This window comes from Williamsia sp., assembly GCF_016462415.1.
Lineage (GTDB): Bacteria > Actinomycetota > Actinomycetes > Mycobacteriales > Mycobacteriaceae > Williamsia_A.
On the sequence record NZ_JAEMTF010000031.1, the window covers coordinates 1 to 16,689 of the forward strand.

Below are 16,689 nucleotides of genomic sequence, written 5' to 3' on the forward strand. Positions count from 1 at the left end.
CGACGCAGCTCATCCCGGCCCATCCGAACGCACGCGGTGAGCGCGCGATCGCGACGCAGGTGTTGGCGGCGATCGGTCGCTGAGACCTCAGATGACGGTCCCGACGTCGGTGGTGACGATCTCGTCGAGCGCCCGCTCGGCGACCGCCGCGATGGTCATCGACGGGTTACAGGCACCGGAGTTGCCCGGCATCAGCGCGCCGTCGAGCACGTAGAGCCCCTTCTGTCCCTTGACGCGCCCCTCGAGGTCGCATACTGCGCCCATGTTGGCGCCACCCAGGGGATGCCAGGTCGACGGGAACAGCAGGTTGGTGTCGACGAGGTTGCTCGCCGGCCCGGCGATGGAGCGGACCGTGGGTCCGATGCGCCGGTTCTGGATGACGTGGTCGCCCTCCCTGGGCCACCGCAGGATCGCGTCGTCGGCCGCTGAGTCGTAGACGAACCGCCCACGTGCGTCGCTCACCCCGTACCCGACCATCATCGTGCTGTGGGCGTCGACGCCGAACGAGGGAATCGAGGCCTGGATGACGGTGATCGCCGACGACGGGTCCTTCCAGTCGAGGCTGCCGAAGACCACGGGCCCGCCCTGCACCGCGCCGAAGTCGTTGGCGAAGTCGGTCCACAGGTAGATGCGGTCGGCGTTGCTGCCCCAACCGCGACCGAGATCGTCTGGCATGTCCGGTATCTGCCCCTTGGCCGACGCCCGCATCAGCAGCTTGGTGGTGTTCATGGTGCCGGCCGCCATCACCAGGGTGGGGGTGGTCAGGATCTTGTTCTCCAGGACCCGGCCGGTGGTGTCGATGCGGTCGACATGCACGATCCATCGGCCGTCCTTCGCGCGCTCGACGTCGGTGACGTGGTGGCGGGTGGCGACCGTGACCCGACCGGTTGCCTCGGCCTGGGCGATGTAGGTGACGTCGACGCTGTGCTTGCCGCCGTTGTTGACGCCGAGAGCCCCGGATCCATCGGTGTAGGACGGCTTCATCTTCCCGCGGATCTCGTCGAGCGCGAAGTTCCAGTCGATCGGCATCGGGATCTTCGAGACCGGGAGACCCGCGCGTCGGGCGCGTTGCGCGAAGACCCTGGGCGCCTTGTAGTTCGGCGTCCGGATGAGTTCGTCCGGGGCGACCTCGAGCTGCAGCATCCGCGCCACCCGCGGGTAGTGCACGCGTGCCATCCGCTCGTAGTCGAGGGCCTGCGGGAAGTGTGAGTTGAACACCGCCTCCGAGGGCTGCAGCGTCATACCCTGGTAGACGAGCGATCCGCCACCCACCCCGGCCGCACACAGTGCGGTCATGTTCTCGCCCGGCACCGCCTCGATCAGTCCGGTGTACGGCTCGAGTGCGACCGGCCGACCGAACAGCGTCGGGGCCGATCTGTACCAGAGGATGCGCTTGTCCGGGTTCAGGGGCGTGGCGAAGGTGTTGGCGTTCGGCCCTGTGCGCCAACGGTTCCCGCGTTCCAGGACCAGGACGTCGACGCCGGCCTGGGCCAGTCGCAGCGCCGTCACACCGCCGCCGAACCCTGATCCCACGACGACCACCCGATGCTCCTCACGGGTGGTGCGGACGCGATCGACCTGCGCGGCGATGCCGGTAGTGGCGGCGTGTGCGAGCGACGGGGTCGTGGCGGCCAGACCCGTTGCAGCCGCGCCCATCAGGAACGAGCGGCGTGTGGTCACTGACAAGGGATTCCCCGATCTCACGACGAGAGGGCTGCGCACCAGAGGGTGAGGCACGTCACGGACGGAACTAAAACTAGACACTGACGGGGTCAAGTGTCAATATTCAGCGGCCAACAGCCGCTCGCGCGCGGGCCTGGACGGCCAGGCCGGCAGCGATCATCGGTTCCGTGGACCGCAGACTGCGGCACAACACGAAAGCGCCTTCGAGACTGGTCAGGCAACTCATGGCCAGACTCCGGCACTCGTCGTCGGGCAGGCCGGTGCCGGCGAACCACTGTGTGAGGCCGTCGATCCAGCCGGTGAACACGGTCTCCGTTGCCAGACGCAAGCGTTCGTTGGTGCTGGCCACCTCGAGAGCGATGGTCTCGATGGAGCACGCTTCGGTGTAGTCGAGATCGACCAACAGGGCGGCGGCCGAGGCGAAGATGTCCGGTAACCCGTCGACGATGTCGGTGACCGTGCCGAGCTGGTCTGCGACGAGCAGGCCGTAACGCACCCCCTCGGCATGTATGACTTCTTCGCTGATCTGTTCTTTGCCGCCGGGAAAGTGGTGGTAGATCGAGCCGAACGGGGCGTTGGACGCCGCTGCGATCTGCTTGAGCCCGGTCGCGGCCATGCCCTGGCGTCGATACAACTCCGCGGTCGCCTGGAGGATGCGCGTTCGTGTGTCGGTGGCCATGGATCCTTCCCTTGCGAATCAAGACCCCCGAGTGTAGCTTTCGAATCACTAGAACGATCTATCTAGCGAAGGGCCCGTGATGATGCGTGTCGACGTTCCCGCCGGACCGCTCGACTACACCGACACCGGCGGCGACGGCCCGGTGATCGTGCTCGGACACGGTCTGCTCATGAACGAAACACACTGGCGCAAAGTCATTCCGCTGCTCGACGGGTATCGCTGCATCACGCCGACGCTGCCGTTGGGCGCGCACCGCAGCCCGATGAGGGCAGACGCCGACCTGACACAGAGTGGCATCGCCAGGATCATCGCCGACTTCCTCGACGCGCTCGACCTCGTCGACGTCACCTTGGTCCTCAACGACAGCGGCGGCGGACAGTTCGTGGTGTCCGAGGGTCGCGCGGATCGGGTCGGACGATTGGTGCTCGCGTCCTGCGAAGCGTTCGACAACTTCCCACCACGGCCCGCCCGGCCCGCAGCCGTGCTCTGCCGGTTTCCCGGCGGCACCTCGCTGTTCCTGCGGTTGCTGTCCACGAAGTTCGTCCGACACAACAAGCTCGCGTGGGGCGGGCTGAGCAAGTACGGCATACCCGACGAGGTGCTCGACGAGTGTTTCGCGCCGGCGACGCGCAGCGCAGAGATCCGCCGTGACCTTCGCAAGTTCAGCACCGGGACTCCGAGACGAAAGACACTGCTCACGTGGGCATCTCGACTCTCCTCGTTCGACCGACCGGTACTGATCGTCTGGGCGACCGAAGATCGGATGATGCCGCCGGCCCACGCGCATCGGCTGCTGGACCTGTTCGCCGATGCGCGTCAGGTGCTCATCGACGACTCCTGGACACTGATCCCCGAAGACCAACCCGAGAGGTTCGCCGCGGCGCTGCGCGATTTCGTCCCGGCTCGTCGGCGAGCGAACCCGTCGCAGCTGTCCTGACGTTTCGGTACGTGACGCTGCGCATCGGTTCGTCGAGGACGGCCACGCCGTGCGTGTTGCGGTGGAGGCGGTCAGCCGGTCGTCAGCCGGTCGCGGTCATCGCCGGCAGCAACCACCGGGTCAGGAAACGGCGCAGCGCGTCGTCGGTGTGCACGGTCTCGTCGTCGAACAGGATGACCGACACCCCGAGTCGCAGGACGATGTCGACCAGATCGTCGAGATCCGGCGCGACCTCCGGGTGTCGAGTGGCCATGGGCTCGAGTATCTGGCGCGCAACGGGTTTCGCGCGGTCCATCATGCCGTCGTCGAAGAAGGGGTTGGATCGACCCGGATCGAGCAGGGTGGCCAGGACGGGGTGCGCGCGCACGGCCCCCCGCCCGGACACGAGCAGTTCCACGACGAAGTCGAAGGGCGTCGTCGTCGCCTCGAGTCGCAGCGTGATGTCGCCGAGTGCGGTCAGTGAAAGGCCGACGACCGCCTGTGAGACCAGGTCCTCACGGGTCCCGAAGATCGAGTAGATCGTCTGCCGGGAGACGCTCGCCCGGTTGGCGACCGCGGCGATGGAGACGGCGTCGAAACCCTCGGACTCGATGATCTCGACTGTCGCGTCCAGGACCTTCTGCCGCGATCTCATGGGTTCATCATCGACGACACGGACACGGCGCTGCGACTAATCCGGAGTCGGCGAGTCCGGGAGCGGGCGGTACACGGCGAGCGAGCGGGACACGATCTCGAAATGTGCCGTGCGCAGGTAGTCGCCCACCTCGCCGTCATGGGCCACCAGGGTTTGGCCGTCGAGGGAGGTGACCGTGAACTCCGGTACCTCGAACCGGTGGTAGAGCGCGCTGCGTTCGATCCGCCCGACCGCCAGCGCGGCCAGGATGCGGGTGGTCGCGAACCGGTGGTTCACGTCGATCACCCGGACATCGAGCAGGCCGTCGTCGAGGGTGAACCGTTGGGTGGGCGCGAACCCCCCGGATCGGTACTGCGAGTTGCCCACGAACAGCAACGATGTCCGCGCGGTCGTCCCGTTGAACGAGATCCGCACCGGTCGCTCACGCCGCACCGTGGACAGCGTCGCGTAGACGCTCGCCAACGGCTTGCCGATCGTGTGTTCGAGGCGCTCGCGGGTGCGCACGAACCGCGGGTACGCGCCGATGCTCGCGGTGTTGATGATGACGGTGGACCCGTTGAGGCGGATGACATCGACATAGGCGGCGGTGCCGCGTTCGATCGCTGAGATCGTCTCGGCGATGGTCGGGCACCCGATGTCGCGGGCGAAGTGGTTGAACGTCCCGCCCGGGAAGACGGCGAGCGGGGTGTCGGTGGCGAGGGCGATCGCGGCGGCCGTGGCCACCGACCCGTCGCCGCCACCGATCGCGATCACATCGGCCCGATCGGCCGCCGATCGCAGGATCGCCTCGACGTCGTCGTCGGATCCGATGGTCACGATCTCGGCCGCGGGCAGAGACCGGCGCACCTTGTCGATGATGCGTTCACCGGTACCCCCGCCGGACGCGGGGTTGACCACCAGGACCACTCCCTCGCCGTCGGGGCGGGGCGGCACGGGCACCCGCGTCGACTCCGGGGTGGGCGGTCGTCGGTCCTCCTCGTCGGTGGGGTGCATCCGGGCCAGGCCCAGCGCGACCGCCGCACCGATGCCGAAACCCACCGCGACATCGCCGGGGTAGTGCGCGCCGGTGGCCACGCGGGACATCCCGACCAGGCCCGCCAGCGGGGCGAGCGCGAGTCCGAGCGCCCGGTTCTCCGCGGCCACGCCGACGGCGAACGCGGCGGCGCTCGCCGAGTGCCCCGACGGCATCGAACTCGACGTCGGGGTGCGCACGATGCGCGCCCGCGGGACCGACCCGGCGATCGGACGCGACCGCCATCGCAGTCGTTTCGCCCCCTGGTTGGTGACCAACGAGGTCGCGGCGAGGCTCGCCATCCCCCGGACCGCGCCGCGACGGGCGGACCGGCTGCCGAACACCCACAGCGCCGCCGCGACACCCATCCACAGCTTCGAGTGGTCGGCCGATCGGGTGAGACGGCGCATCGGTTCGTCGAGAACGGGGTTGTCGGAGTGGGCGACCGCGTCGAACAGGGCGTGATCGGTGGCACTGAACCACGTCCGCAGGCGGGCGGATGGTGGGGCAACGCTCCTGGCCATCGGCGTCGTACCTTCTCTTCTCCGGGCGCGGCGGACGCGCGGTTGTGCGTGTGTGTCGGGGCGGAGAGAAGGTGCCGCCGACGACGTCTGCCGCCACCGTAGTCGACGGCGCGCCGAGGCGTTTGTGCGTTACCGTCGGTCTCATGCACTATCGGCTGCGCCGCTCGATGGCGACCATGACCCTGGCCACGGTCTTCGGGGTGTGGCTCCTGCGCTGCCTCAAGACCTTCGTGTTCGCGGTCCTGCGGGACGACCACGACGCCACCGTGCCCGACCCACCCTCGGGGGATCTCGCGCGGCGACGCGTGATGCAGGTGTCGGACTCGATCGACGTCCGCCGATCACCCGGCGACCTGTATGCGATGGTCAGCGACCCGACCCGGATGGGCGAGTGGAGCCCGGAGAACCGGGGCGCGCGCATCCTCGACCCCGCCGACGACGGCACGGCCTTCGTCGGCATGCGCTTCCAGGGCCGCAACCTCCGCAACGGGGCCCGCTGGGTGACGCTGTGCACGGTGACCGCGGCCGATCCGGCAGAGCGGTTCGCGTTCCGCGTCCATGCCATCGGGGTGAAGAAGCCGCGGCTGCAGGCACCGAACGCATCGTGGGAGTACCGCTTCGAACCGCTGCCCGACGGTGGGACCCGGGTCACCGAGCAGTGGACCGACGACCGGACTCGCTGGCCCCGACCGGCCGTCGAGGTGTTCGACCGTATCGTGACGCGCGGGACGACGTTCCCCGAGTTCCAACGCCGCAACATCGCCACCACGTTGGCCGCTCTCAAGAAGGTCGCCGAGAAGTCCTGACGTCGCGACTCACCACGCCAGTCGCGGATGCACCTCCACGTCGGTGATGTCGAGGTCCGCCGGGTCGACCACGGCGGTGCCGAACAGGTCGTCGGCCAGTTCGTCGGTGTCCACGCCGAGCGCGCCGGACCATCGACGGGCCCGGGCCACCGACCGTGAGGTCCGCAGGATGAGCAGCGGTGCGTCCGGGGATCCGACCACCACCCGTCCGACGTCGGTGTCGTCGACGACGGCGATGAGTCGGTCGAGCGATCCCGGAGCGAGGCGGATCGGTCCGTGGAGTTCGGCGACGAACCGGCTGCGTCGGGTGTCGTGGGGGACCCCGATGTGGACGCGTGTGTCGACATCGCCCCAGCGTGCGCGCATCTCGGTCGCGTCGGGTCCGCTGATCCACACCTGACAATCCCCGCTCGACACCAGCGATCCCACCGTGACCAGCAGCGACGCGGCCGAGTGGCCCTCGGTGCGCACCACCGCGACGGTCTGTGGCACGGCGTAGACGACGCCGTGGGTGCGGGCGGCCGGGTCGGTCACCAGCGGCGCCAGCGCCATCGCCTCGCGGTTCTTGTCCTCGCGGTCCTCGCCGGTGCGCTCGGCCCAGTCGGCCCCGTCGTGCCAGGCGACGGCGTCGGGGACGTGGGCGAACACCGCGCCCGCGTCGTACGCGCGATGCGCGAACTCCCAGTCCTCACCGCCGTAGGAGGTGAACGACTCGTCGAACCGGCCGACCTCGTCGAACAGCGAACGCCCACAACTCATCACCGCGCTGATGATGAAGCGATACGACCGTCGGTCGGCGTCGAGCAGGTCGCGCGAGCCGAGGTAGGCGTCGCGCAGCCACCGGGGCTCGGTCAGCTCCGGCGGCCCGGCGGCGCCCGCGGTGAACCACGCGCGCAGATCCGACGGGCCCCACCCGGTCAGATCGGCGTGTCGACGCCGGCCCACGGTCACCGCATCCGGCACCGCCGAGGCCAGACGGGTGGCGTTCTCGACGTAGGCGGGTTCGGGGACGGTGTCCGCGTCGAGGAAACACAGGATCGATCCGTCCGCCGCCGAGGCCCCGAGGTTGCGGGCGGCGGCGGCGCGGAAACCGCGGTCGGGCTGACGCACCACCGTCAGGTCCAACCGACCCCGGTACGCCTCGACATCCGGCGGGGTGGGCGACCCGTCGTCGGCGACGACCACCTGCATCAGCGATGCGGCGTGGGTCTGCAGCGTGAGCGCTTCGAGCAACCGGTCCAACTGCGCCTGCTGCCGGTAGTGCGGGATGACGACGGTGACCGTGGCGGGCGGACGCTGCGCGTCGCCCGCGAGATCCCATCGGTTGCCCGGGACGACGAACCGGCCGTCCGGCAGCGACAGTGGGCGGCTCATCGGCGGGACCAGGCGTCGAACCGGGCGCGATACATCGCGCCGACCTGCTCCGACGTGGGGAAGACGACGACGTCGTCGGCAACCCAGGTCAGCTCCGGCTCGGCCGCGGCCCGGGCGATGGCGTCGCGCAGATCGTCGACGGAGTCGCCGTGCAGCCACAGGGCGCCGGGCGAGTTCGCCTCGATCTCGGCGGTGTAGCGGTTGTGGGGGACCAGTGGCCGGCGGCCGGCCTCGATCCACGTGTTGATCGACGCGGATGCGGACAGGTGTCGGTGGAAGGCCACGGGCACGGCCACCGACCTCAGGGTGGCCTGCAGCGCGGTGTCGGGGACGAACCCGGTGGTCTCGAACCGTACGTTCACACCGGCCGCGCGGGTGGTCAGATCGGTGATCAGGTCCTCGTGCCCGTCGGCCACCGCACCCAGGGCGAGCAGGTCGAGGTCCGCCTCGAGCGCTCCCAGGGCGTCGATGATCTCCGCATGCCCTTTGCCGGGGTAGATGAACCCGAGCACACCGACCACGTCGCGGACCGGGGGTCGACCACCGGTCGGTGTCGGGGAGCGGTCGAGGGCGAGGGGGATGACGTCGACGTCTTCTCGATCGGTGTGGTCGGCGAGCAGGACGCGTTCGTGGTCGCTGGAGACGACGACCCCGTCGACTGCGTCGATCACCCGCCGATACGCCTCGACGCGCATGGCGAACGCTCGCCCGTCGGACGGCTGCGGGACATCGTGCAGCGTGGTGGACACGGGTCGGTTCAACGAGGTTGTGAGCGAGACGAACTCGTCGGCTCCCCGCGCCGCGGTGGAGCCGAAGAGGCGGTCGGTGAAATGGATGTGGATCCGCTCGGCGTCGGGGACGGCCTGCGCGTGCAGGTCGCCGACCGCATCGGCGGTCACCACCGGACCGCCGATGGCCGCGGCCGACGCGACCGCGTGGCGGACCACGCCGTGCCGCTGCGGACCCACGATCACGTGGCACACCGTCGGCGTCACGAGGTCAGACCCAGGACGCGAATCCGCTCGGCGTGCCGTGTCAGGGCCGCGTCGATGAACTCCGGATGCTCGGCGTACCAGCGCATGTGGACGCGATGGACCTCGTCGGGATCGTGCTCGACACCGTCGACGACCCAGTGTCGGACCGGGGGTCCGTCGAGGTCGAGTGCGCGCAGCACCCGGGCGTCCAACGGTGCGCGTACCCCGCCGAGCAGATCCCGACCGGGCTCACGCACCGTGCCGTCGACACCGACCGCGTCGAGGATGCGGCGGGCGAGCGCGGAGAGCACGACGTTGCCCGGGTGGTTGATGGTGTGCGCCGCATCACGCCCGGCGGCGGCGAGGACGTCGGAGACGGCGACATCGGTGTCCCGCTGCTCGCGTCGGATCAGCTCGGACGCGCTCAGATCGGCTGCGAGGCGGAGGTTCTCGTCGGTCACCTCGACGTCCCACGCGTCGGATTCCTTGCGTCCCTGCGCAACTGCGAGAACCGTGCGCAGGTCGTGATACGGGACCCCGGCGGGCACGGCGCTGGGCGCCGACGGGTGGCGGACGATGATCTGGAACGGATGCAGACCGGCGTAACGGATCACGGGCCAACGGATCACCCGGGCGTCGGCGGGGAGCAGCGCCCGCAGATCGTCGGTCCCGATGGGCAGGGATCGGTAGCCCGCACGCACCGGTTGCGACACCAGGACGGCCGTGCGGCGCAGCAGCCGTTCGACGTGCGGCAGGTCGGTCGACTCGAGCTCGTGAACCGGGGGCACACGGACGGTCGAGTAGGGGGTATCCTGAGGTGAACTCACCAGCGTCCGCACCGCCTCAGCCTGGCAATTACCCCAGACGAGCATCAGCGGCGCAGTGGCCGAATCCGTGCCGGGTAGTCCGTAGAAATCTCCGTAATGCCGGGTCCGTCCGTCCACCATGCTCACCAGCGCAACGTAGCCGGGCTCGCCCCGCACGCGCCACATCACACGTCGATTCACCCGCCGCATCGGTAACCGAGCCCAGGTCCGATCTCGCGGCGGGTGAGTCCGTGTTCGTCTCGTGAAGAAGGGCAACATGATCACAGTCGCCTCCGTTCCGTCCGCACACGTCTACGTCGACCATCTCGCACCGACGACCACCCCGGTGGACCAGCACGAACGGGTGGTCCGTCTGCCCGACCCGACGCCCGCGAACGCGACGATCGACGGACAGTGGTGGCCGCCGCGGCTGCTCGAGAACGACTGGCTGCTCGCCCACGTCGACGGGTTCGACGTTCTGCACGTCCACTTCGGTTTCGACACCTTCGCCCCCGAGGACCTCGCTGCGGTCGTGCGCACCCTCGCCGCGTTCGACAAACCGTTGGTGCTGACGGTGCACGACCTGCACAACCCCCATTTCCCGGACAACCGCACCCACCTCGCGCAGCTCGACGTGCTGGTGCCCGCAGCGCACACCGTGATCACCCTGACCCAGGGTGCCGCCGACGCCATCGCGCAGCGGTGGGGCGTTCGTGCGCAGGTCATCGCCCATCCGCACGTGGCGCCGTTGACGCAGATGGAGCGCCCTCGTCCTCACACCGACGGCTACGTCGTGGGGGTGCACGCGAAGAATCTGCGTTCGAACCTCGACCCGCTGACCCTGATGGACACCCTCGTCGAGGCGGTGCGTCAGATCCCCGACGCAACCCTGCGGCTCGACATCGACGACGACGTCTTCGACCACTTCAGCCATTGGTATTCGCCGACGATCGGCGCGAAGCTGTGCGACTACGCGACCTACGACGAGGTCGACATCCGGGTGCACCCGCGTTTCGACGACGCGCAGCTGTGGACGTATCTGTCCTCGATCGACGTGTCGGTCCTGCCGTACCGATTCGGCACCCACTCGGGGTGGCTCGAGGCGTGCCACGATCTCGGCACCGCCGTCATCGCCCCGACCTGCGGGTTCTACGATCAGCAACATCCCTGTGCGACATTTGATTTCGGAACCGACACCTTCGATCCGGCATCGTTGATCGACGCGGTCGTCGCCACCCATGGCAGGCCGACCGTGGCGTCGTCACGAGCGCAGCGGACCGCCGAGCGTGACTCCATCGCCGCCGCGCATCTCGCGGTCTACGAGCGAGCCGTGGGTGATGCCCGATGAGCGATCGCCCCTTGCGCATCGCGATCCTCGGGTCGTCGAACTACCCGATCCAGCAGCCGTTCGCCGGTGGACTCGAGGCGCATGTCTACTACCTCGCGCGCGCACTGCAGCAGCGCGGACACCATGTCAGCCTGTTCGCCGCGCAGGGGTCGTCGGTCGACCTCGTGGCAGAGTTGCTCCCGGTTCGAACGCTGGAACTGTCGCCGGTCTCGGCCGCGGATCCGTCGACCATGCCGAACGCGGTTCGCGAACACCACGCCTATCTCTCGGTGATGCTCGAACTCGCCGGGATCCGGTCGAACTCGTTCGACATCGTGCACAACCACAGCCTCCATTACCTGCCCATCGCGATGTCGGCGACGCTGCCGGTGCCCATGGTGACGACCCTGCACACCCCGCCGTTCGCGTGGCTGGAATCCGCGGTCGCCATCGCCCCGGAACGGGCCAACACCTTCGCCGCGGTCAGCGAGTTCGTCGCCGATCAGTGGCGGCCGGTGGCACCCGAGGTGTCGGTCGTCCGCAACGGCATCCCGGTCGGCGACTGGCCGGCCGGGCCCGGCGGCGACTACGCCGTGTGGTCGGGCCGGATCGTGCCCGAGAAGGGCACCCACCATGCGATCGAGGCCGCGGTGACCGCGGGTGTACCGCTGCGCATCGCGGGGCCGATCAGCAATCCCGACTATTTCCATGCCGAGGTCGAGCCCCTGCTCAGCGACTCGATCACCTACGTCGGGCACCTACGGCAGAAGGCGCTGGCCGAACTCGTCGGCGGCGCCGCGGTCGCGCTGGTGACACCGGTGTGGACCGAGCCGTACGGGCTCGTCGTCGCCGAGGCACTCGCCTGCGGCACCCCGGTGGCCTCGTTCCGGCAGGGCGGGATCCCCGAGATCCTCAGCCCGGCGTGCGGCGTCCTGGTCGACCCTGGTGACAGTGCCGCCCTGGCGACCGCGATACCGCAGGCGGCTGCACTGTCACGATCGGCGGCACGCGCCCGCGCGGAGAGTTTCTGCTCCATCGAGGCGATGATCGACAGCTACGTCGACCTGTACGGCTCCGTGATCCGAGGTCGAGAGGTCGGCCTCGAGCGGTCGATCGCGTGATCGGGTACTACGTCCACCACCACGGCGTCGGACACATGACCCGCGCCGACTCGATCTCGCGTGCGCTGGACGAGCCGGTCACGGTGCTCTCGTCGCGCCCCCGCACCGCCCACCACGGCAGCACCGACTGGATCGATCTGCCGATGGACACCGACCCGGCGCCACCTGCCGATCCCACCGCCGGATCGGTGGTCCACTGGGCGCCGCTCGGGGTCGCCGGACTCACCGAACGGATGGCGGCCATCGCGGCCTGGATCGGCGAGACATCACCCCGTCTGGTCGTGGTCGACGTCTCCGTCGAGGTCACCGTGTTCATCCGGCTGATGGGCGTGCCGGTCGTGGTGATGGCGATGCCCGGCCTCCGGGGCGACGACGTCCACTCGCTGGCCTACCGGATGGCGTCGCACATCGTCGCGCCGTGGTCACGGGATGTCTACGACCCCGAATGGTTGCGCCCGTTTACCGACAAGACCACCTACGCCGGCTCGATCAGCCGTTTCGACGGCCGCGATCGTGACGAGTGCGACGAGCCGCCGACCGTGCTGGTGCTCGGTGCGGCGGGCGGCACCTCGCTGACCGAGGAGATCCTGGCCGGATGGTCCGATCCGCGGTACCGGACCCGGGCCGTGGGGTTCGGTGGTGCCGACTGGGTCGACGACGTCTGGCCGCTGCTGTGCAGCGCCGAGGTCGTCCTGACCCACGCCGGGCAGAACGCCGTCGCCGATGTCGCCGCGGCGGGGGTGCCCGCGGTGATCGTGCCGCAGCAGCGTCCCTTCGATGAACAGGTGGCCACCGGCCATGCGCTGGCCACCGCGCAGATCGCCGCCGTCACCACCACCTGGCCGACGGCCGACGAGTGGACTCCACTGCTCGACCGCGCGCGGGCTATCGGGCGCAGTGGATGGGCCGCGCTGCAGACCGACGGCGCCGCGACGCGGGCGGCCCGAGCCGTCGCAGGCGCCGCGGACGCACCGAGGGGCGCCGCGCGATGAGGATCGCCGTCGTCACCGTCGTCGCCGGGCGCCACGAGCATCTGACCGCCCAGATACGCGGACTCACGGCGTCGACGGTCGCGCCCTGTGAGCACGTGATCGTCGCCATGGGCGACGATCGGATCGCGCCGTTGCTCGCCGAGATCGGGTCCACCGCGACCTGCATCGACATCCCCGCCGACAGCCGACTCCCGCTGGCGCAGGCCCGCAACCTCGGTGCCCGTCGAGCGATCGAGGGCGGTGCCGACCTGCTGGTGTTCCTCGACGTCGACTGCATCCCCGGTCGCAACCTGATCGCCCGCTACGCGGCCGCGGCCTGGGAATCCGACAACCGGGACTGTCTGCTGTGCGGCCCGGTCACCTACCTGCCCGAGCACACCCGCGTCGGCGACAGCCGATCGCTCGACGACCTGACCGCGCCGCACCCGGCGCGACCCGATCCGCCGAACGGGCGGGTGGAGACCGGCGAGGACTTCGACCTGTTCTGGTCCCTGTCGTTCGCGGTGGAGCCGAGCACATGGTCGGCGATCGGCGGGTTCTGCGAGGACTACCACGGTTACGGCGGCGAGGACACCGACTTCGCCGCCACCGCCGAGCTGCGCGGCGTCGGGTTGCGGTGGATCGGCGGCGCACACGCGTACCACCAACATCACCCGGTGTCCGACCCCCCGGTCGAGCACATCGACGACATCATCGACAACGCCCGGGTGTTCTTCGACCGCTGGGGTCGGTGGCCGATGACCGGATGGCTCGACGGATTCGAGCAGCAGGGCCTGCTGCGGTGGGACCGTGCGGGGACCATCGCCCGCTCGGCCTGACCGCGCCGTCACACGAGCGGGGTGAAACGCCGAACGCCGGCGATGTGGATGTCCACATCGCCGGCGTTCGTGCGATACGTCAGCGCAGACCGGGCGTGCCGGTCACGCGATCAGTCGCGTTCGGGCATGTCCACCCGGACACCGTCGCCGGGCTGTTCCGGGCCGGCGTCGGGGTGGTTCTGCGGCAGGCGACCGCGGAACCGTGCGGCCTCGCTGTCCTGCAGGCCGCTGCCCGAGTGCTGCGGGCGGTGGTACGGGCCCGCCTTCGGCCGCACGCGTCCACCGGGGAACGCCAGCCGCAGGATGGTGCGCTGCACCTGTCCCCACTGCTGGAAGAACGGGCCGGTGTTGTACGGCAGGTCGTAGCGCTCGCAGATGTCCTTCACCTTCGGGGCGATCTGCGAGTACCGCGAGCTGGGCATGTCCGGGTAGAGGTGGTGCTCGACCTGGTAGCTCAGGTTGCCGCTGGCGATGTGGAACAGCGGGCTGCCGTCGATGTTGGCCGCACCGACCAGCTGGCGGGCGTACCAGGCGCCACGACTCTCGTCGGCCGCCTCCTCTTGGCTGAACGTGTACGCCTGATCCGGGAAGTGTCCGCAGAAGATGATCGCGTTCGACCAGACGTTACGGATGATGTTGGCGGTGAAGTTCGCCCAGAAGGTGGCGACGAACGTGTCCTCGACACCCGGCAACGTCTTGTCGGCGAACTTCGCGACGCGGTTGGCCGGCTTGCTGTTCAGCTTGCGCAGCTGCTTGCCGAGCCGAGAGGTCGGGCGCTGACGCACCCGGCCGCCGGTGGCGAGCGCGGTCAACGCGAAGGCGCCCGCGCTGATACCGGGCCAGCCGATGTAGTCCTTGATGATCTGGGCGCGCATCTTGCCGCCGATGCCGCGCAGGTCCTTGAGGACCTCCGAGACCGGCTTCTCCCCGCGACGCAACGCCTCGAGGTCGAGGTCGTGCAGGGCGACGCCCCACTCGAAGAAGGCGATCAGGAGCAGGTTGTAGAACGGCTGCGCCAGGTAGACCGGGTTCCACTTCTGATGCGGGTCGATCCGCATGATCTCGTAACCGAGGTCTTTGTCCTTGCCGCGGATGTTCGTGTACGTGTGGTGCACGTAGTTGTGCGAGTGCTTCCACGACTCGGCGGTCGAGGCGGTGTCCCAGTCCCACACCGACGAGTGGATGGTCGGATCGTTCATCCAGTCCCACTGGCCGTGCATGACGTTGTGGCCGATCTCCATGTTCTCGAGGATCTTGGCCGCGCCGAGCGCTGCGGTACCGGCGAACCACGCCGGCTTCGACCGCGAGTTGAGCAGGACCACGCGACCGAGCGCGGCGAGCTGTCGCTGCGCAGCGATCACGGACTTGATGTAGTTGCGGTCCTTGTCGCCGAGGTCGCTGTAGACCTCGTCGTGGATCGCGTCGAACTCCTTGCCCAAACGCTCGATCGTCTCTTTGTCGAGGTGCGCGATGGGGTTCTGGGTGGTGGGGCGCTGTTCTGTGGTCGTCATGATCGTTCCTCCCTGGTGGATCATCGTGGAGCTGTGTTGCTGATCGTTCGGTGGGGCGATGCGTGGAGCTAGAGCTCAACTTCCACGGCGCCTTCGGCGCTGTTGACGCAGATCCGGATGGACTGGCCCTCCGGAGAGGACACGTCTCCGGTGCGCAGATCGCGGACCTGTCCCTTCCTCAATACACCGGTACAGGTGTGACAGATCCCGATCCTGCAGCCGTACTTGAGGTCCAGGCCCGCTTCTTCGCCTGCCTTCAGGATGGGAACTCCCGGCTCACACTCGAACTCGGCCTCGCTCTTGGTCATCGTGACCGTGCCGCCATCACCGTCGCCGGGGTCTGCGCCGAAGGTGGGTTGGAAGCGTTCGAGCAAGATCTGATCACCGATGTCGTTGGCCTTGAAGTGCTCGACGAGATCGTCGAGCAACTCAGCAGGGCCGGACGCCATGGTGGTGCGTTCACGCCAATCCGGACACAGCTGGTCCAGATCCTCGGGCTTCATCCGGCCTTCGTCGCCGGTGACCCGCAGGTTCAACGTGAAACCGTCGTGGGCTTTGTCGAACCGCTCGAGCTCGCGCAGGAACATCGTCTGTTCGCGCTTGTGGATCGAGTGGATGGACACGATGTCGTTCATCTCGTCGCGGTGATCGAGGGCGCGCATCATGCTCATGATCGGCGTGATGCCGCTGCCTGCGCTGATGAACAACATCTTCTTCGGCAGCGGATCGGGCAGCAGGAACGTGCCCTCGACGTCGCTGAGGCGAACGATCTCACCCGGTCGGATCGCGCGGACCAGGTAGGGCGACACCGTGCCGTTGTCGACGTACTTCGGTGAGACGCTGATCAGGCCGTCGCGGGGCTCGGGATCCGAGGTCAGCGAGTACGCGCGCCAGTGGAACTTGCCGTCGATGACCAGGCCCAGGCGCACGTACTGGCCGGGCTCGTGGCCGGGCCACTCGTAACCGGGCTTGATCCACACGGTCGAGGCGTCGGTCCCCTCGGGGGTGACCTCCTCGACCCGACCGCGAAGCTCCTTCGTCGTCCACAGCGGGTTGATGAGCTCGATGTAGTCATCGGGCTCGAGTGGGCTGAAGAGCGCTTTGATCCCCTTGAGGAAGCCCCGCCGCAGCGGGGACACCTGTGGAGTGGCGCCGCGTTCAGCCACGAGCGGTCGGAAGGGTGGAAGGAGAAGACACGTGACCTCGCATTGAGAAGAGCTGACAGTGGTCAGGGACGGGCAGTGCTCATGAGCTCTGCCGTCGACGAGTGGGCTTCACCGGCACAGAGCTGTGACACACACCATACCGTTGAACGTTGGTTGATGGACCATTTACGGGAAATCAGTGAACATCTGTCCACTCAAAATTCTTACACGGTCGGGCCGGCGGCCTCAAGCCGGATCTGATCGAACTGCGCACCCATGGCCTCGGAGAGTGCGTTGGCCGCCGACAGCGGCCGGACCATGACCATGAAGTCGTCGATGAGTCCGT

15 protein-coding genes and 1 pseudogene are annotated in these 16,689 nt (G+C 68.6%); 6 read left to right on the forward strand and 10 right to left on the reverse strand.

The window, feature by feature from the left end; all coding sequences use genetic code 11:
* Positions 1-87: 87 nt before the first annotated feature.
* On the reverse strand, positions 88-1,686 hold the full coding sequence (locus JHC79_RS09830; protein WP_296390123.1) for a GMC oxidoreductase: 1,599 nt from the start codon (positions 1,684-1,686) through the stop codon (positions 88-90).
* 100 nt (positions 1,687-1,786) lie between these two features.
* Complete coding sequence (locus JHC79_RS09835) at positions 1,787-2,362, reverse strand: TetR/AcrR family transcriptional regulator (RefSeq protein WP_296390125.1); 576 nt, start codon at positions 2,360-2,362, stop codon at positions 1,787-1,789.
* Positions 2,363-2,441: 79 nt separating this feature from the next.
* On the opposite strand from JHC79_RS09835, the gene JHC79_RS09840 reads away from it, so the two are divergent.
* A complete protein-coding gene (locus JHC79_RS09840; RefSeq protein ID WP_296390197.1) occupies positions 2,442-3,299 on the forward strand; it encodes an alpha/beta hydrolase in 858 nt (285 codons plus the stop codon).
* An 82-nt stretch (positions 3,300-3,381) separates the two neighbouring features.
* Here JHC79_RS09840 and JHC79_RS09845 read toward each other — a convergent pair whose 3' ends face one another.
* Together JHC79_RS09845 and JHC79_RS09850 are read right to left on the reverse strand one after the other, a co-directional pair.
* The gene (locus JHC79_RS09845; protein WP_296390127.1) at positions 3,382-3,933 is read right to left on the reverse strand and encodes a TetR/AcrR family transcriptional regulator; all 552 of its coding nucleotides are present in this window, start codon (positions 3,931-3,933) and stop codon (positions 3,382-3,384) included.
* 36 nt (positions 3,934-3,969) lie between these two features.
* On the reverse strand, positions 3,970-5,469 hold the full coding sequence (locus tag JHC79_RS09850; protein ID WP_296390129.1) for a bifunctional phosphatase PAP2/diacylglycerol kinase family protein: 1,500 nt from the start codon (positions 5,467-5,469) through the stop codon (positions 3,970-3,972).
* Positions 5,470-5,612: 143 nt separating this feature from the next.
* Here JHC79_RS09850 and JHC79_RS09855 point away from each other — a divergent pair, with 143 nt between their 5' ends.
* Positions 5,613-6,275, forward strand: a complete 663-nt coding sequence (locus JHC79_RS09855; RefSeq protein ID WP_366782570.1) for an SRPBCC family protein — start codon at positions 5,613-5,615, stop codon at positions 6,273-6,275.
* A gap of 9 nt (positions 6,276-6,284) precedes the next feature.
* Here the strand turns inward: JHC79_RS09855 and JHC79_RS09860 are convergent, their stop codons facing one another.
* From JHC79_RS09860 to JHC79_RS09870, 3 genes are read right to left on the reverse strand one after another with little or no spacing between them, the layout of a single operon-like run.
* A complete protein-coding gene (locus tag JHC79_RS09860) occupies positions 6,285-7,649 on the reverse strand; it encodes a glycosyltransferase (RefSeq protein WP_296390131.1) in 1,365 nt (454 codons plus the stop codon).
* The gene (locus tag JHC79_RS09865) at positions 7,646-8,623 is read right to left on the reverse strand and encodes a hypothetical protein (protein WP_296390133.1); all 978 of its coding nucleotides are present in this window, start codon (positions 8,621-8,623) and stop codon (positions 7,646-7,648) included. The genes JHC79_RS09860 and JHC79_RS09865 overlap by 4 nt, the downstream gene beginning before the upstream one ends.
* 17 nt (positions 8,624-8,640) lie before the next feature.
* Entirely contained in the window at positions 8,641-9,570 is a 930-nt protein-coding gene (locus JHC79_RS09870; RefSeq protein ID WP_296390201.1) for a WcbI family polysaccharide biosynthesis putative acetyltransferase, read from the reverse strand.
* 136 nt (positions 9,571-9,706) lie between these two features.
* Between JHC79_RS09870 and JHC79_RS09875 the strand changes: the two genes are divergently transcribed.
* The 4 genes from JHC79_RS09875 to JHC79_RS09890 are packed head-to-tail and all read left to right on the forward strand — an operon-like array spanning position 9,707 to position 13,687.
* On the forward strand, positions 9,707-10,777 hold the full coding sequence (locus JHC79_RS09875; protein ID WP_296390135.1) for a glycosyltransferase: 1,071 nt from the start codon (positions 9,707-9,709) through the stop codon (positions 10,775-10,777).
* On the forward strand, positions 10,774-11,877 hold the full coding sequence (locus tag JHC79_RS09880; protein ID WP_296390137.1) for a glycosyltransferase: 1,104 nt from the start codon (positions 10,774-10,776) through the stop codon (positions 11,875-11,877). The genes JHC79_RS09875 and JHC79_RS09880 overlap by 4 nt, the downstream gene beginning before the upstream one ends.
* The gene (locus tag JHC79_RS09885; RefSeq protein ID WP_296390139.1) at positions 11,874-12,869 is read left to right on the forward strand and encodes a glycosyltransferase; all 996 of its coding nucleotides are present in this window, start codon (positions 11,874-11,876) and stop codon (positions 12,867-12,869) included. Before JHC79_RS09880 ends, JHC79_RS09885 begins: the two co-directional genes overlap by 4 nt.
* On the forward strand, positions 12,866-13,687 hold the full coding sequence (locus tag JHC79_RS09890) for a galactosyltransferase-related protein (RefSeq protein WP_296390141.1): 822 nt from the start codon (positions 12,866-12,868) through the stop codon (positions 13,685-13,687). The genes JHC79_RS09885 and JHC79_RS09890 overlap by 4 nt, the downstream gene beginning before the upstream one ends.
* Positions 13,688-13,797: 110 nt before the next feature.
* Here the strand turns inward: JHC79_RS09890 and JHC79_RS09895 are convergent, their stop codons facing one another.
* The 3 genes and pseudogenes from JHC79_RS09895 to JHC79_RS09905 form a co-directional block, all read right to left on the reverse strand.
* Positions 13,798-15,198: an acyl-CoA desaturase gene (locus JHC79_RS09895; protein WP_296390143.1), complete on the reverse strand. Its 1,401-nt coding sequence runs from the start codon at positions 15,196-15,198 to the stop codon at positions 13,798-13,800.
* Positions 15,199-15,266: 68 nt separating this feature from the next.
* The gene (locus JHC79_RS09900) at positions 15,267-16,364 is read right to left on the reverse strand and encodes a ferredoxin reductase (RefSeq protein ID WP_296390145.1); all 1,098 of its coding nucleotides are present in this window, start codon (positions 16,362-16,364) and stop codon (positions 15,267-15,269) included.
* Positions 16,365-16,567: 203 nt separating this feature from the next.
* A pseudogene (locus JHC79_RS09905) lies at positions 16,568-16,689 on the reverse strand (nuclear transport factor 2 family protein); the annotation flags it as partial.

Bases quoted from the DNA above. Each gene is read 5' to 3' on its own strand.
- JHC79_RS09890 (WP_296390141.1), top strand. From the start codon at position 12,866: ATGAGGATCGCCGTCGTCACCGTCGTCGCCGGGCGCCACGAGCATCTG.
- JHC79_RS09835 (WP_296390125.1), bottom strand. From the start codon at position 2,362: ATGGCCACCGACACACGAACGCGCATCCTCCAGGCGACCGCGGAGTTG.
- JHC79_RS09855 (WP_366782570.1), top strand. From the start codon at position 5,613: ATGCACTATCGGCTGCGCCGCTCGATGGCGACCATGACCCTGGCCACG.
- JHC79_RS09840 (WP_296390197.1), top strand. From the start codon at position 2,442: ATGATGCGTGTCGACGTTCCCGCCGGACCGCTCGACTACACCGACACC.
- JHC79_RS09870 (WP_296390201.1), bottom strand. From the start codon at position 9,570: ATGGTGGACGGACGGACCCGGCATTACGGAGATTTCTACGGACTACCC.
- JHC79_RS09860 (WP_296390131.1), bottom strand. From the start codon at position 7,649: ATGAGCCGCCCACTGTCGCTGCCGGACGGCCGGTTCGTCGTCCCGGGC.
- JHC79_RS09895 (WP_296390143.1), bottom strand. From the start codon at position 15,198: ATGACGACCACAGAACAGCGCCCCACCACCCAGAACCCCATCGCGCAC.
- JHC79_RS09875 (WP_296390135.1), top strand. From the start codon at position 9,707: ATGATCACAGTCGCCTCCGTTCCGTCCGCACACGTCTACGTCGACCAT.
- JHC79_RS09845 (WP_296390127.1), bottom strand. From the start codon at position 3,933: ATGAGATCGCGGCAGAAGGTCCTGGACGCGACAGTCGAGATCATCGAG.
- JHC79_RS09850 (WP_296390129.1), bottom strand. From the start codon at position 5,469: ATGGCCAGGAGCGTTGCCCCACCATCCGCCCGCCTGCGGACGTGGTTC.
- JHC79_RS09880 (WP_296390137.1), top strand. From the start codon at position 10,774: ATGAGCGATCGCCCCTTGCGCATCGCGATCCTCGGGTCGTCGAACTAC.